The sequence below is a fragment of the Pseudomonas sp. NFPP04 genome (assembly GCF_900113815.1).
Taxonomy (GTDB): domain Bacteria; phylum Pseudomonadota; class Gammaproteobacteria; order Pseudomonadales; family Pseudomonadaceae; genus Aquipseudomonas; species Aquipseudomonas extremorientalis.
This window is the reverse complement of the sequence record NZ_FOQS01000001.1, coordinates 1-15270: the sequence shown is the minus strand read 5'-3', so window position 1 is coordinate 15270 and position 15270 is coordinate 1. Positions and strand designations below refer to the sequence as shown.

Genomic DNA, 15270 nt, shown 5'->3' with positions numbered 1-15270 from the left:
CATTGCTACCGTCCTGCGAAATATCTTGCAACACCTCGCCAAGGACTCCCCGCAATGAGCGACGAGCACGAAGACCGCCCTTCCCCCGATTCCGCAGCCCAACCGCCAGTCGACACCAGCCGTCGGCGTTTCCTGGGGGGCGCGGCGGTGCTGGGGGTTGGCGCAACCTTGAGTGCCTGCGGCAATACCAGCGAAGCACCGGGTAAACCAGTGGCGCGGCCGCTGACGCCGCAAGAGTTGGACAAGGCCTTGCGTGAGCAGGTGAAAACCGTGGTGGTGATCTACGCCGAAAACCGCAGTTTCAACAACCTGTTTGCGGACTTCCCGGGTGTTGAGAAACCGCTGTCGGCGCTATCCGCCGCTGACACGCAGCAGCGTGACCGCGATGGCAGCCTGCTGACGACCCTACCTCCAACCTGGGGTGGTGTGCTGCAAGTCGGCCCGCAAACGGTGGACGGGGTGACCTACCCCAGCGAAGTGCAATTCCAGGAAAACCTGCCCAACGCGCCCTTCGCCCTCAAGGGCCCGAACGCCGAAGACCTGCCGCTGAGCCTGGTCACCCGTGACCTGTGGCACGTGTTCTACCAGAACCAGATGCAGATCAACGGCGGCAAGAACGACAACTTCGTCGCCTGGGCCGACTCCGGCGGCCTGGTGATGGGCCATTACGCCCAGAGCCGTTATTCCCTGCGCCTGTGGGACGTGGCCAAGGAGTTTGTGCTCTGCGACAACTTCTTCCAGGGGGCGTTTGGTGGCTCGTTCCTCAACCATCAATACCTGATCAGCGCCACCGCGCCGTTTTACCCGAATGCCGCGCAATCAGTGGCCAAGGCGCAGATCGCCACGCTGCAAAGCGATGACCCCACCGACCCGCGCCTCAAGCCCCTGGACAAGTCCCCCGCCAGCGCGATGACCGGCCCGCCGCAGTTCGGCCCCAGCGCGCTGACCCCGGATGGCTACGGCGTGAACACCCTGGCTCCGCCGTACTGGCCGACCTGGATCCGCGACCCGGAAAACCCGGACTATTCCAAGCCTGACCTGCCCAACGTGCTGGTGCCGCAAACCCACGAACACATCGGCGACAAGCTGTCGAAGAAGAACGTCGACTGGGCGTGGTACGCCGGCGCCTGGCAAGCGACGCTGGACCAGTTCAAGGATTCGGGCGGTATTCCAAAAATCCCGAACTTCCAGTATCACCACCAGCCGTTCAACTATTTCAAGCAGCAGGGCCCCCAGAACCGCGTCGAGCGCGACAAACGCCTGCGCGATGCCGGTTTGGGGGACGAGTCGAGCACCAACAAGTTCTTCGCCGACGCCCAGACCGGCCAGTTGCCCGCCGTGACCTTCTACAAACCCCAGGGCAACCTGAACATGCACGCGGGCTATGCCGACGTGGCGTCTGGCGACCGCCATATCGCCCGTGCCTTGAAGGTGCTGCAAGAGAGTCCGCAGTGGAAAAACATGGTGGTGGTGGTGACCGTCGACGAAAACGGCGGCTGGTGGGACCACGTGGCACCGCCAAAGGGCGACCGCTGGGGGCCTGGCACGCGGATTCCGGCGCTGGTGGTGTCGCCGTTCGCCCGCAAAGGCACGGTGGACCATACGGTATACGACACCGGGTCGATCCTGCGCTTGATCACACGGGTGTTCCAGCTCGAGACTCTGGACGGCCTCAAGCAGCGCGATGACGCGATGATCGCCCGCGGTCAGAAACCCATGGGCGACTTGAGCAACGCTTTGCAGTTCAGCGTGTAGGTTTTCTTATCCAATAGCGACATGCCCGTTGAATTAGCACGCGGTTTTCCTGGTCAGCCGCTACTGTGTGGAGGTGGGCTTTCACCCCGCGCAGACGGGCTTTCGCTGACAAGGAAATAACAATGTTCAAACCAACCAGGCTGTCCTTCACCCTGGCCGCACTGATGGCGAGTGCGGTCGTACAGGCCGATGTCGATGTACCGCTGGGGAGCACGCAGCGTGTGACCAAGCTGTTCGCTTTCCCCAACAACTGTAACGTAATCTGCTTTCGACCCTGGACGCTGGAACAGACTGCCGAGCATTACCTGAATCAGAGCCTGCAACGGGATGGGTACACCCGGGCGAAAGTCAGCGTCAAAACCCATGACGGGCAGGTTTCGGCGACCTTCAGCGGCGTGCCGGACAATTATGGCCAACCGCTGACCAGCTTGCTCAATACCGCTGACCTGGCCTATCAAGGCGCGAGCAAGCTCAACAGCGATGGCAAGTGGGCCTACAACTGGTACCTGTTCCTGCCGCTGGGCATGGCCCTGGACAATCGAAAGAGCATCGAGCTGCTGCACTTCCCGCCGGAATACTCGCTGACCCAGGCCCAGGACTACCTTGAATCGGCCACCACCGACCGCTGGGCCACCTTGCTCACGGAGAATGGCATCCCGGCCACCGAAACGCCGGCCTACCAGACCATCATCGATATCGCCCCCATCGCCGCGCCGTCCAATGCGGGCAAGGACCTGGAAACCGTCTACAGCTACTTCACCGATTACCAGACGCGCATGGTCCGGGAGTTGAGCCTGTCCGCCAAAGGGGCATTGCCCATGGTGGCGTTCGGCGCGCCGGTGCGCAGCTGGATCAAGCAACAATACGGGCAGACCGTGGCAGTGCTGGGCCTGGCGCAGATCAGCCCCGCCGCAGGCCAAACTGTTTCGGTGTTGGGTGCCAACCACCCCAGTTACATCTGGTATGCGGCGAGCCCCGACACCTACGACGGCAACGAGCAGAAAGCCGACGAAGCCGGTTTGAAGGTGATGGGCCAGGATCTCAGCGCCGCCTGCTGGCAGGCCGGGATGGGCCAGAAACCCGCGAGCGATCCGAACGTACTGCTCAAGGCGTGCACGACTACCTGGCAAGTCACCCGCAAGGAGCAGACGTGCGAACTGTTCTACACCTCGGTGCGCAATCTATCCCCGGAAGATGCGAATGCCAAATGCGCCACGCCAACCATCAAGACCCAATTGAAACAGCTGCGCAATGCGGCACCACTCCCGACGATCAGCGCGCCGGTGTTGTAAATTGCACAAAAAACAGCCGATTTCTACTGTCAACATTGACAGTAGAAATCAGGTCCATGTTCGGCGAGTCTTGAACCGCGCCCATCCGCTGCAAGACTGGTAGTCAGCCACCACCCGCAGGTCGATGCAGCCTAAACCAGGAGAGTTATGAAAACTCAGGCCATGGATAAGGCTAAAACCGCTATGAGTGACTGCCTTTACCCTTTCAAGTCCACGCTCGGACAAGGCTACCCAACGGACAGGCAATTCGAGGCGGTGCACAACATTCAAGGGGTGGGCGCGGGAGTCAAGGCGCGCGTGGCCTTTGACAGCCGTGTGTGCATCGCCAAGATCTCAGGCCACGCCCTGAGCGAAAGACGCCTGCACACGGTGCAGTTATCTTCGCGTATCCACCTCTACGACTGCTGGTTCAGTGGCCTGCTGTCGCATTCGTGCAAACCGAACGTGTTTCTCGACTTGCACTACCTGGAGCTCTGGACGTTGCACGAAATCCCGGCCGACACCCTGCTGACCGTGGATTACGCCATGACCGAAGACGTGCTGTTCCGGCAGTTCGCCTGCCAATGCGGCGAATTGAACTGCCGGGGCTGGATTACCGGTCGCAATGAACCATTGAACGCCGAGGGGCAGGCGTTCATGGCCCAGTGGCGCGACCGTAAACGCTCTTAGGCTTCGCCCAGCGGACGCAGGCGGTATTGCGGTGGCAGTTGCTCGAAACCACTGATGGTGGTGTTCAAGCTCTTCCAGCGGCCGTCCTTGATGCCGTAGATGCAGCCATGGATCGACAGGCTCTGCCCACGGTGCCAGGCGTTTTGCACAATGCTGGTGTGCCCGACGTTGGCCACTTGCTGGATCACGTTCAACTCGCAGAGACGGTCGACGCGCTCTTCCTCAGTGGGCAATTGGGCCAGCAGGTCGCGGTTCTCGTAGTAGAGGTCGCGAATGGTGCGCAGCCAGCCGTCGATCAGGCCGAACTGACGGTCCTGCATCGAGGCGCGCACGCCGCCACAGCCATAGTGGCCGGTGACCAGGATGTGTTTGACCTTGAGCACGTCCACCGCGTACTGGATCACCGACAGGCAATTGAGGTCGGTATGCAGCACCACATTGGCCACGTTACGGTGCACGAACAGATCACCTGGCAGCATGCCGACGATCTCGTTGGCCGGTACGCGGGCATCGGAACAGCCGATCCACAGGTATTCCGGGGTTTGCTGGCGGGCGAGCTTGGCGAAGAATTCGGGATCTTCCTGTTTGATCGCGTCCGCCCAGCGTTCGTTGTTATCAAGCAGGTCTTGTAGTTCGTTCATCAGGGAAAGCCTCAGGAATGATGCGCAGTTTTGTGACTGACAACTCCACGTCCAGGTCACGCCCTGCCGGCGAATAACAAGCGTGAATTAGCTTGAATCTTTAGGCCGCGCAGCCTGTCCACACACTATAAGCCCCACAGTATGAGGATTGGCCATGACTGAATCACGACGTCCCTACGGCGCTGCACAGCCCGAACCGATTGATGACAATGAAGATCGCATGGGCTCGATGCGCGAGCTCGATTTTGACGAAGACGCGCCCACCACGCATATCGGCGACGAACGGGTGCGGGAGGCCGGGCTGACTGGGGCTTCGACAGAAGACCATGAAGCGACGGACGATGACATGAGCCCTGAAACGTTGATCCATGAAGATGGAGCAAGGGATGCTCAGGAAGCGGGCGAAGGCGAACCGGCGGACTGGGACCTGAGTGTCGTCGATGAGGATGAGATCGGTGGGGGCAATGGCCTGGATGAGGCCGAATTGGCAGATATTGATCCAGTAGACGGTAACCGCTGACAAAACGTGTCCTACAGGTGGGAGGGGGCTTGCCCACGATAGCGGCATGTCAGACTGATAAGGTAACTGGTACACCGCCATCGGGGGCAAGCCCCCTCCCACAATGGGGCTATGTATTTAGTCGACCAGGGTGCAGGCCATGACGACCGCATCTTCGCGGCCACCGACAGCCGGGTAATAGTCCCGGCGACGGCCGATCTCGTTGAAACCATAGCGCTCATACAGGCGAAACGCGCCGGTATTGCTGTCGCGCACCTCCAGGAAGCACTCCCGCGCATTGGCCGCGTAGGCACGTGACATCAAGTGCTCCAGCAGCGCCAGCCCCAGGCCGCGCCCCTGGTTTTCCGGTTTGACGGTAATGTTCAGCAGATGCGCCTCATCGAGGATGATCTGCACCACGCCGTGCCCCACCTGCTGCTCACCTTCGAACATCAGCCAGATCTGGTACTTGCCCAGCCCATCGAGAAAGATCCCACGGGTCCAGGGGTGGCTGAAAGCCGCGTATTCGATTTTCAGCACGGCGTCGAGGTCGGCCTCGGTCATCGGGCGGAAGGATAAAGCCTCACTCATCGGTTGTTTTCCAGAGCGCCATCAGCCGGCGCATGGCTTGCCAGACATCAGCCTTACGCTGTGGCTCTTCCATTAATAATTCCAGGCCCGGCAGAGCCCACACCAAGCCCAGGCTTTCGACCTGCAGCTCGCGGTACCAGGCTTCGGCATTGGCCTCGCCGGCAAAACGCACAGCGGGCAAGCCGATCAGCCACAGGCACGCGCAGGGTTCGTCTTCCAGGCGCGCCGACACAAAACCTTGCACGAAATCCCGTGCGGCCTCGGGGCCTTGATCCATGTTGCCACGCACCAGCAGCGGCCAGCGCACCGGGTCGCCGACGATTTGCGGGCTGTCGGGCAGGCCGGCGGCGCGCAGCATGTCCTTGAGCAGCATGTAGGCAGGGTCGCGGGTCTGGAAACGTTCGCCGGTGGGTAACTCGACCAGCAGCAGGCAGCGCCCGGCGCGCAGCAATTGCAGGGCAAAGCGCGGTGGCGGCACCACCGGGGCCTTGACCACCGGGGCCGCCTCTTCGGCCACCTTGGCGGTCTTGGTCATCGGCACGGGGCGCGGCACTTCGATCTTGGCGCGCTCGACCACCGGTCGCGTCTCCGGCGTGGGCTTGACCACCGCCACCGGCGCAGCCGCCTCCTCGCCCGAAGACTCGAACGCCTCATAGGGCTCAAGCGCCTGCAACAGCTCGGGCCGCGACGGCGCGGCAAACGGCAGTTCGGTGCGGGGCAGCCAGTTGACCACCTGCATGGCGGTCAAGTAAGCGCGACGTCGGGACTCGATAAGCACAGCTCGGCCACTTGTGGATAACTAAAGAGCGGGGATTCTACCGCTGTTCGGCAACAATCGCCCACTGCGTACTGACCGGCTGTGGATAAATCCCGCGTCCGATGCAGTACAATCGCGACTTTTAATCGCCAACCCGCCGGCCATTCCAATGATCGAACCCAAGCGCGTCTTGCGCGCCCTCGCCGAACACTGGGCCCTGCTTGAGCCACTGTGCGAACACTTCGACCAAGGCACCCTGAGCCTGGGCGAACTGCGCGCACAACTGGCCGCCCAACAACTGGACAGCACGCCACAGGACATCACCAGCCTGCTGGACGTGTGGATTCGCCTGGATATCCTGGTGCCTGTTGCCAAGAGCCCGAACCGCTTCGAGCTCAATGCACAGATCCATGACTTCCTGGCCTATCTTCGCAAGGAGCACCGGCTTGGCCTGTGCCTGGAAATCGAAGCCTACCTGCGCCACCTCGAGCGCCTGGCCGGTTACATCCAGGACGCCTTCGATATCCGTGATGGCCACGACCTGGCCCGTCAGTTGCGCCTGCTCGACATGCGCGTGCGCGACGTGCTGAAAAAACTCGCCAACGACGAACAGGCCCTCGCCGCAGTGGCCGATCGCGCCAAGACCAGCGACCGCCAGATTCCGTTGCGCCAGCGTTATGCCGAGGTCCTCGCGACCTGGGACGAATACGTCGAACCGATGATCCAACTGGTGAACGCCGACGGCGCCTTCGAGCAAGGCGTGCGCAAGGTGGAAAATGTGCTGTTGCGCATGCTCACCGAGCAGCAGCGTCTCGGCCATCTGGTGGACGACGACATGCTGCTGCGCACCCACGCGCGCATCCTGGAGATGCAGACCAGCGCCCAGCTGACTCTGCGCCACGCCCGCGAGCTGCTGCTACCGCTGCGCGAAGAAGCGCGTCGGCACAACGCCGTGACCCGTGGTGCGGCGCTGGCGTTGTCGGCCATTCGCCGTAAAGGCCTGGACGCAGTGCCCCAGGCGGCGATGCCGATGTTCACCCGGCCGCAGAGCACCTTCCTCGGCAGTGCCAGCCAGGTGGAAGCCTACGTGTATGCCCTGGCGAATTTCGAGCCGAAACCGGCGCGTTTTCCCAAGGCGCACAAGTCCCACAAGGGCGACGCCCAGCGCGCACCACGCACCGTCAAGGAAATGCTCGAGCGCTGCGAAGACGCGCTGCCGATGCCGGACCTGATGACCTGGCTGCTGGAGCAGGAACCCGACGGCGCCACCGACGAATTGCTGTACTGGTTCTCGCGCCTCTCGCGGGAAAAACGCTTCAAGCGCGAACGCCTTGAACGCCGCGACTACCACACACACGAGCACCAGGTCAGCCTGCGCTCCTTCGCCCTGCTCCCGGCCAGCCATGATGCAGCCGAGAATTCTGCGAGCACACCTTATGCATCTTGATCTATCCGAACTGTCCCAACTGGCGCCGATCTTTCGCGAGCTGTTCAAGGGTTACCACGTCAGCCGCCGCGACCCGGAGCTGTACGCACAACTGTCGAACTTCCAGGACCAGTACCGCACGCTGTTCAAGGCCCTGGGCTTTGAGCTGGTGTGCGACACACGGGGCTTCTACTACTTCGTGCCGGACACCGCCGTGGCGGCCGCGCAGGTCAACAAGACCGCCCAGCGCCTGGCGTTGTTCACCTTCATCATCGTCGAGCACCTGGCCGACCAGGGCCGCGACCCGATTGCCGTGCTCGACGGTGGCAGCCTGGGCCGTGATGAGTTGCCGTCGTTGCTGGAGAAGTACCGCGACCTGTTTATCCAGGCCGAAGTGCAGACCCAGGAAGAACTCGAAGAAAAAATCATGCGCCGTATGACCCAGCTGGGTTTTGCCAGCGAAGACAACGGCATCTATCGCTTCCTGCCGCCGATGCACCGCTTCCTGGATGTGTGCCTGTCGGTGCAGCAAGACCGCGACCTGGCAGCCAGCGTGCACAGCGTGTTGCCGCTGCCGGCACCGGTGATCATCGACGAAGACAGCGATGAGAAATTGCTGAAAACCGATGACCCACTCGACTTGAGCGACTTCGCCGATGAAAGCGAAGAAGACGCCCTGGCCCGCGCCATTGCCGAAGAACAGGAGACCGATGCATGAGTAAGGAACGCTACGGCATCCGCCGCTTCGCCCTATTGAACACCGCCGGTTACAGCCTGGGTCTGTTCCCGCTGGAAGAGCCGCTGTCGGTATATGGCGCAAACAACCTGGGTAAATCCGCGTCGATCAACGCCTTGCAGTTCCCGATCCTGGCGCGCATGTCGGACATGAGTTTCGGCAAGTACACCCTGGAACAATCGCGGCGCTTCTACTTTGCCACCGACACCAGCTACATCCTCGTGGAAGTCTCGCTGCCCCACGGCCCACACGTGATCGGCGTGGTCGGGCGCGGCCCGGGCGGTGGTTTCGGTCACCAGTTCTTTGCCTATGCCGGCAAGCTGGACCTGGCGCACTACCAGAAGAACGACACCTGCCTGCGTCAGAAGGAGCTGTTCACCAACCTTGAGCGCGAAGGCCTGAAAGCCTACGAACTCAAGCCGGATGAGCTGCGTCGCTTGCTGGTGGGCGGGCATACGTCAATCCCGCTGGACCTGACGTTGATTCCGCTGCGCTCCACCAGCGAGCAGAGCCTGAAGACCTTCCGCGCGCTGTTTATCAACCTGCTGCACATGCGTGAAATCACTGCGGCCAAGCTCAAGCAATTGTTTCTCGATGCCTTCGAACACAGCTTGCGTTCCGGCAGTGTCGATTACATCGCCGCGTGCGAAGAAGCCTTCCGCGATGTAAGGCGCATGGAGCAGGACTACAACTCCCTGGTCGCCGCCGGCCCGCTGGTAGAAGCGCTGTCCAATGGTGTTCGCCAGCGCGACGTGCTGCGTGGCAAATTGCATCGCCTGTCGCCGCTGCTGGATTCGTTGCTGGGCACCTGGTCGGACTACGCCAGTGCACGCAAGGAAGAACTGACGATCCAGGCCGAGCACTACCGCAACGAGCAGGACGCGCTGCAGAACGACCAGCGTGGCGGCACCCAGGAGCTGATGCGCCTGGAGCGGGAAATCAGTGGTATCCAGCGTTGGTTGGGCGAGTTGTCGGTGCTCAAGCATCGATTTGCCCTGGTGGATGACGTCAAGGTGCTGGAACAGCAACTGCTGGCGGCCAAGGATGCCCACGATGAGTTGGCCGGCGCCCTGGCGCAGTCGCGGCAGTTCAGCGCCGAGGATCTGGACGAGCGTTTGCGCGACCTTGAAAAGCGCTTGAAGTCGGTCAAGCAACAGCTCGACCATGCGGACAACAACAGCTACGCCAAACTGCGGGAAGAATTCTCACAGCAAGACGTCGAGCGTCTGATGCGCCTGTTCAACAGTTCGCTGTTCAGCCTGCCGTTGGGCGAGCACGGCATCACGCTTGACGAAGACGGCCAGTGGGTCAAATCCCTGGAGCAGATCCTCGACGGCTTCAAGGGCGAGCGCTTTGAAGTGCCGGGGCTGTCCATCGACATCTCCCATATCGAACCGCCGGCATTGCAGGCCCTGGCAGATCGCGCGGCGTTGCGTGACCAGAAGGAACGCCTGGAAAAAGAACTCAAGCAGTTGAAAACCCAGCAGGCTGTAGCCTCCGACCGTGCCGCGAGCAAGACGCAGACCGAAGCGCTGTACCAGCAGGTGCTCGATGCGCAAAAGGCCCTTGAAGACTTCCGCCGTGCACAAACCCTGAGCGCCGAAGAAGGCGAGAAGCTGGAAAACCTGGCGCAGATGGAAGCGGCGCAGGATGAGTTGAAGCGCTCCAGCGATGCGTTCACCGAGCGCGTTCAGCAGCTGTCGGCCAAGCTGCAACTGGTGGGCCGCCAGATCGGCGATATGGAAGCCAAGCAACGTACGCTGGACGACGCGTTGCGTCGCCGTCAGTTGTTGCCGGCGGATCTGCCGTTCGGCACGCCGTTCATGGACCCGATCGACGATTCCATGGACAACCTGTTGCCGCTGCTCAATGACTATCAGGACAGTTGGCAAGGTTTGCTGCGCGCCGATGGCCAGATCGAAGCGCTGTACGCCCAGGTTCGCCTCAAGGGCGTGGCCAAGTTCGACAGCGAGGATGATGTTGAGCGTCGCCTGCAATTGCTGATCAACGCTTATGCGCACCGCACGGATGAAGCGTTGACACTCGGCAAGGCCCGCCGTGCGGCGGTCACCGATATCGCACGGACCCTGCGCAACATCCGCAGCGACTACGACAGCCTTGAGCATCAACTGGCGTTGTTCAACCGTGAGATCAACAAGCGCCAGGTCTCCAACCTGCAAAGCTTCCGCATCGTACTGGCGCCGAACAAGGAAGCGCTCAAGCATATCGACCAGATCATCCACAGTGCCGGTCAGTATGAAGAAGGCGAAACACTCTCGGTATTCGACCTGAGCCAGAGCGCCGAGCAGGACAACAAGAACGAAGAAGCCAAGGAGTACCTGGCGCGGCTGGTAGCGGCCAACCACAACCAGCTGGGCCTGAAGGATTTGTTCGAACTGGCGTTCGAGATTACCAAGGTGCATGGCCAACCGGTGATTCATACTGACATCGATGGCGCCGCGTCCAACGGCACCACCATGACCATCAAGGCGCTGACCAACATGTACCTGTTGCTGCACTTGATGGACCGCGACCAGGCCGGGCGTGTGCGTTTGCCGTATTACCTTGACGAGGCAGCGGATATCGACGAGAAGAACCAGGCCGCATTGCTGGAGACCAGCTTGCAGTTGGGCTTTGTGCCAATCCTGGCCAGTGTGAAGCCGCAGGTGTCCGCCCAGGTGGCGATCGACCTGGAAGGCGGCAGCGGGCCGAATGGGATCTACATTGATGAGGCGGACTGGAAGTACATTCGCCGTCATGATGTGGTGAAGGCAACGGTTAATGTACAGGCGGATGAGCCGCAGTTGGATGAAGTCTGACGCCCTGCGCTGAAATGCAAAAAGGCCGCGATCTCATGGATCGCGGCCTTTTTTGTGGCGCTTATTTGCCGAGCGGGATTTTAGGTGCCCAGGTCAGCCACTCATCTTCGAACTTGTCGAACAGCGGGAAGGTTTGCTGTGGCCGGGCGGCATTGCCCATGCGCTCGCCATCGGGTGTGGCGAAGGCGATACCGCCGGCGACCAGGGTCTCCAGGGATTCCGTGCGTACGGTGGCGCCTTTGAACAGGCCGAAGTCGAGGCCAAAGCCACTGGTGTTCCAGAACCGGCTCCCGCCACGGACCAGCGGGGCATATTTGGGCTCGATCAGAATGTGGATCAATACACGGTCGGCAGTTTGCCCCAGCTCGTAGCCGGTGACTTTGCCCACAGTGACTTCGCGGTAGGTGACCGGCACGCCCTCCTTCAGCGAACCACGGCGGGCGGCGCTGAGGGTCAGGCTCAGGCCGGCTTCCTGATGGGCGGCTTCAGGGGGCTGGGCGAGCGCGACAAAACTCTTTTGCGGGCCGGCGTTTTTCGCAGCCGGTTGCACTTCGATGTATTGACCGGTGACCAGGGTTTCCAAGTTGGCGGTTTTCATCAGGCCCAGCTCAGGCTTGACCACCCAGAACTGGCTGCCGACGCGGGCGATGCGGTCAGCCACTTGGGTGATACGCGCACTGAGCAGTACCGATTGCATGTCGGCACTGAGGTCGACACTTTCAATCTTGCCCACGTCCAGGCCTTTGAAACGCACAGGAGTGCCGGGACGCATGCCGTCGGCGCGGTCGACCTTAATGGTCACCAGGGTACCGTGCTGGTTGGCAGCATCGCGGTCGGCAAACAGGCGGAAACGCGGGATGCGTTTTTTCAGCGGAACGTTCTGCTCGGGTGTTTCGAAGGCGATGCCACCCGCCATCAGGCTGGCCAGGGATTCACTCTTCACCTGGATTCCACCAGTGAGACCACCGGTCAGGGTGACGCCACTGGCGTTCCAGAAGCGCGTCGAGCCATTGACCAGGTTTTCGTATTCCTTCTCGATGTGGACGCCGATCACCAACTGCTTGTTCTTGCGCGAGAACTGGTAGCTCTGCACCGAGCCCACCTTGACCTGCTTGTAGAGGATCGGACTGCCGACATCCAGGGAACCGAGGTTGTCTGTGAACAGCACCATGTGCAGGCCAGGGGAACGCAGGTCCAACGGTGGCGCCTTGGCCCGTGCGACGTACTCACGCTGTGGAGGCGTCCCTTTGTCCCCCGGGCGAATGGCGATGTAGTTCCCTTTGACCAAGGCTTCGAGCCCTGTGATACCCGCCAGGGAAATAGACGGTTTGACCACCCAGAACTGAGTGTCCTGTACCAGGTAATCTTCAGCCAGGGGATCGAGGGTCAGCTCGGCGTTAGCACTGGAAAGGTCCGGATTGATCTTCAGCGTTTTCAAGCTACCGACCTGGATACCTTTGTACATCACCGGAGTGCGGCCAGCCTGCAGGCCTTCGAAGTCGGAGAGTGTGACCTTGACCTTGATTCCGGCCGCAGCGGCGTCGAAATCTTCGTACAGGCGGAATGGCAGACTTGGGTCCGTAGGCGGACTGTCCTTGCGGTTCTCCGGCGTGGCGAAGGCGATACCGCCGGCAACGATGCTTGAGAGGGATTCGCTGCGCACTTTCACGCCGGAGAGGTTCGCATCGATGCTGATGCCGCTGGCGTTCCAGAAACGTGTGTGTTTACGCACAAGGCTGGCGTAGGTCGGTTCGATATAGACCTTGATCTCGACGGTGCTCTGGTCTTCGGAGAGCAGGTAGCTTTTGACCTGGCCCACCTGGATCTGCTTGTAGAACACCGGGCTGCCACGGTTCAGCGAACCCAGACGGTCAGCCTTGATGGTCAGGTGCAAGCCGGGCTTGGCGTCGGACAAGGGGGGCTCTTCGGAGAGCGCCTTGAACTTGCGCGTGGGCTCACCGTCACCAGGGCTGGCGGCGATGTAGTTGCCCGACACCAGGGTTTCCAGGCCAGTGATGCCGGCCAGGCTGACACTCGGCTTGACCAGCCAGAAACGGGTGTTGGTCTTCAGGTACTGTTCGACATCCTTGTTCATCTCGATGGTAGCAATCACCCCGCGATTGTTACCTTCGTCATCTAGGGCCAGGGCCTTGACCTTGCCCACCGGCATGCCTTTGTAGACCACTTCCGTTTTGTTGACCTGGATACCTTCGCCACTCTCAAAGCGCACCTGGATATCGATGCCCTGTTGAGAATAGGCACGCCACCCCAGCCAGCCACCGATGATCAGGGCAATCAGAGGTAACACCCAAATGGCCGACCAATTGGAGGCGGGGCGGGTTTTAGCTTTTGGCAAATCACTCATGGTCGTCGTCCGACTCCGTGTTATCCCAAATCAGTCGGGGATCAAAAGTTACTGCGGCAAGCATCGTCAAGATCACCACACTGGCGAACGCCGCAGCGCCGAGATTGGCCTCGACACTGGCAAGTCGCCCAAAATTTACAACCGCCACCAGGATGGCGATCACGAAGATATCCAGCATGGACCAGCGGCCAATGAATTCGATAAAGCGGTACATCACAATGCGTTGTTGCGCGGACAACGGTTGGTGACGCTGCACCGAGAACAGTAGCAGACCTATGCCGACCAGCTTGAACGTCGGCACCAGGATGCTGGCGATGAACACCACGGCAGCGATGGGGTACATACCATGCTGCACCAGCTGGATCACGCCCGCCATGATGGTGCTGGGATCACCCTGACCAAGGCTATTGATGGTCATGATGGGCAACACATTGGCTGGAATATACAAGATGGCCGCCGTGATCAGCAGTGCCCAGGTGCGGGTGAGGCTGTTGGGGCGGCGGGCATGGACCAGCGCACCACAACGCGTGCACAGCTGCTCATCGCTATCAGTGTCCTGTTTGTTCAATTCGTGGCATTCGGTACAAATCAGAATGCCTGCATCAATCGCCCGCATGATCATCCTCTCCTGACAACGCTTGCCAGATCTGGTGGGGCGACATCACCACCTCAAGCAGTACTTGAACCATCAGCAGGCTGATAAAACAGACCAAGCCCAGGCCAATGGTGATGGACGCCATATCGGCGAGTTTTACGATCGCCACCAGCACCCCCATCAAGTAGACCTCCAACATCCCCCAATCCTTCATGTGGTGGTAGATGCGGTACAACAGCAGTCCATAACTGCGGCCGATATTCCAACGGATGCTGAGCAGTACTGCCAACTGGCAAATCAGCTTGAGCAATGGGATGCCCATGCTGCACAGGAACACAACGGCGGCGACGCCTTGCATGCCGGTATCGAACAGACCGACAACGCCGCTCCACACGGTATCCTCGGAGGACTGCCCAAGTAGATTGAGCTGCATGATGGGTAGAAAGTTCGCGGGTATATACAGCAACAGTGCAGCCAGCACCAAGGCGAGACTTCGCTCAACGACATTGTGGCGGTGAGCGTAAAGCTCATAACCGCAACGCGGGCATTGGGCTTTTTCGCCGAGGGAGAGCACCGGTTTGCGCATCAGCAAGTCGCACTCATGGCATGCCACCAGGTCGTCCAGTGGTAAATCCGATAGCTCTAGGGCATCAGCCGGATCAGGCATAGATAGGGCTCTGGCTCTAAAAATGGTTAGGTGCCTATTCTAGTGCTCTGGTTCAGAAATAACTGTGCAAATTTGTCGTGGGGTAGGTAGTGCTTGAGTTTCCGACCGCCCAAAACAAAACCCCTGACTGCGTTAGCAATCAGGGGTTCTGGAATTTAATCTTGACGATGACCTACTCTCACATGGGGAAACCCCACACTACCATCGGCGATGCATCGTTTCACTACTGAGTTCGGGATGGGATCAGGTGGTTCCAATGCTCTATGGTCGTCAAGAAATTCGGGTACTGAGTCGCGGCCTGGGCCTCGCTTCAGCAAATTGGGTATGTGACAGCTTTCGGTGTTTTGTGAACGTCGAACTTTCGGTTCATTTTCGTCTTCACACACCGCAATCTGATGCTCGTTAGAGTAGTCAAATTGCTTGGGTGTTATATGGTCAAGCCTCACGGGCAATTAGTA

13 protein-coding genes and 1 rRNA gene are annotated in these 15270 nt (G+C 60.4%); 7 read left to right on the top strand and 7 right to left on the bottom strand.

Annotated elements, in window-relative coordinates:
* The first annotated feature begins 54 nt into the window (after positions 1 to 54).
* The 3 genes from acpA to BM017_RS00060 all read left to right on the top strand — a co-directional run bounded on the left by acpA (position 55) and on the right by BM017_RS00060 (position 3716).
* Entirely contained in the window at positions 55 to 1755 is a 1701-nt protein-coding gene (gene acpA, locus BM017_RS00070; protein WP_092240510.1) for an acid phosphatase, read from the top strand.
* 122 nt (positions 1756 to 1877) lie between these two features.
* Positions 1878 to 3047, top strand: coding sequence for a hypothetical protein (locus BM017_RS00065; RefSeq protein WP_092240508.1), 1170 nt, complete (start codon positions 1878 to 1880; stop codon positions 3045 to 3047).
* Between the two features lie 147 nt (positions 3048 to 3194).
* Positions 3195 to 3716, top strand: a complete 522-nt coding sequence (locus BM017_RS00060) for an SET domain-containing protein (RefSeq protein ID WP_092240505.1) — start codon at positions 3195 to 3197, stop codon at positions 3714 to 3716.
* Here the strand turns inward: BM017_RS00060 and can are convergent.
* The gene (gene can, locus BM017_RS00055) at positions 3713 to 4357 is read right to left on the bottom strand and encodes a carbonate dehydratase (RefSeq protein WP_010213394.1); all 645 of its coding nucleotides are present in this window, start codon (positions 4355 to 4357) and stop codon (positions 3713 to 3715) included. The genes BM017_RS00060 and can overlap by 4 nt on opposite strands.
* 154 nt (positions 4358 to 4511) lie before the next feature.
* Between can and BM017_RS00050 the strand changes: the two genes are divergently transcribed.
* The gene (locus BM017_RS00050) at positions 4512 to 4877 is read left to right on the top strand and encodes a serine kinase/phosphatase (RefSeq protein ID WP_092240503.1); all 366 of its coding nucleotides are present in this window, start codon (positions 4512 to 4514) and stop codon (positions 4875 to 4877) included.
* Between the two features lie 117 nt (positions 4878 to 4994).
* Here BM017_RS00050 and rimI read toward each other — a convergent pair whose 3' ends face one another.
* Together rimI and BM017_RS00040 are read right to left on the bottom strand one after the other, a co-directional pair.
* A complete protein-coding gene (gene rimI / locus BM017_RS00045; RefSeq protein WP_003188286.1) occupies positions 4995 to 5447 on the bottom strand; it encodes a ribosomal protein S18-alanine N-acetyltransferase in 453 nt (150 codons plus the stop codon).
* Positions 5440 to 6186 (bottom strand): energy transducer TonB, encoded by a 747-nt coding sequence (locus tag BM017_RS00040; protein WP_092240501.1) that lies wholly within the window; start codon positions 6184 to 6186, stop codon positions 5440 to 5442. Before BM017_RS00040 ends, rimI begins: the two co-directional genes overlap by 8 nt.
* Before the next feature lie 187 nt (positions 6187 to 6373).
* Between BM017_RS00040 and mksB the strand changes: the two genes are divergently transcribed.
* Genes mksB through mksF form a run of 3 tightly spaced genes read left to right on the top strand, consistent with a single transcriptional unit; the run spans position 6374 to position 11185 of the window.
* Complete coding sequence (gene mksB, locus BM017_RS00035; RefSeq protein ID WP_092240499.1) at positions 6374 to 7651, top strand: Mks condensin complex protein MksB; 1278 nt, start codon at positions 6374 to 6376, stop codon at positions 7649 to 7651.
* On the top strand, positions 7641 to 8348 hold the full coding sequence (mksE, locus tag BM017_RS00030) for an Mks condensin complex protein MksE (RefSeq protein ID WP_016974932.1): 708 nt from the start codon (positions 7641 to 7643) through the stop codon (positions 8346 to 8348). The genes mksB and mksE overlap by 11 nt, the downstream gene beginning before the upstream one ends.
* On the top strand, positions 8345 to 11185 hold the full coding sequence (gene mksF / locus BM017_RS00025; RefSeq protein WP_092240497.1) for an Mks condensin complex protein MksF: 2841 nt from the start codon (positions 8345 to 8347) through the stop codon (positions 11183 to 11185). Before mksE ends, mksF begins: the two co-directional genes overlap by 4 nt.
* Positions 11186 to 11246: 61 nt before the next feature.
* Here mksF and BM017_RS00020 read toward each other — a convergent pair whose 3' ends face one another.
* The 4 genes from BM017_RS00020 to rrf all read right to left on the bottom strand — a co-directional run bounded on the left by BM017_RS00020 (position 11247) and on the right by rrf (position 15087).
* Positions 11247 to 13550, bottom strand: coding sequence for a PqiB family protein (locus BM017_RS00020; RefSeq protein WP_092240494.1), 2304 nt, complete (start codon positions 13548 to 13550; stop codon positions 11247 to 11249).
* Positions 13543 to 14166, bottom strand: a complete 624-nt coding sequence (locus tag BM017_RS00015) for a paraquat-inducible protein A (RefSeq protein WP_071490979.1) — start codon at positions 14164 to 14166, stop codon at positions 13543 to 13545. Before BM017_RS00015 ends, BM017_RS00020 begins: the two co-directional genes overlap by 8 nt.
* The gene (locus BM017_RS00010; RefSeq protein ID WP_092240492.1) at positions 14153 to 14812 is read right to left on the bottom strand and encodes a paraquat-inducible protein A; all 660 of its coding nucleotides are present in this window, start codon (positions 14810 to 14812) and stop codon (positions 14153 to 14155) included. Before BM017_RS00010 ends, BM017_RS00015 begins: the two co-directional genes overlap by 14 nt.
* A gap of 159 nt (positions 14813 to 14971) precedes the next feature.
* Positions 14972 to 15087 (bottom strand): 5S ribosomal RNA (gene rrf, locus BM017_RS00005).
* Between the last annotated feature and the right edge of the window lie 183 nt (positions 15088 to 15270).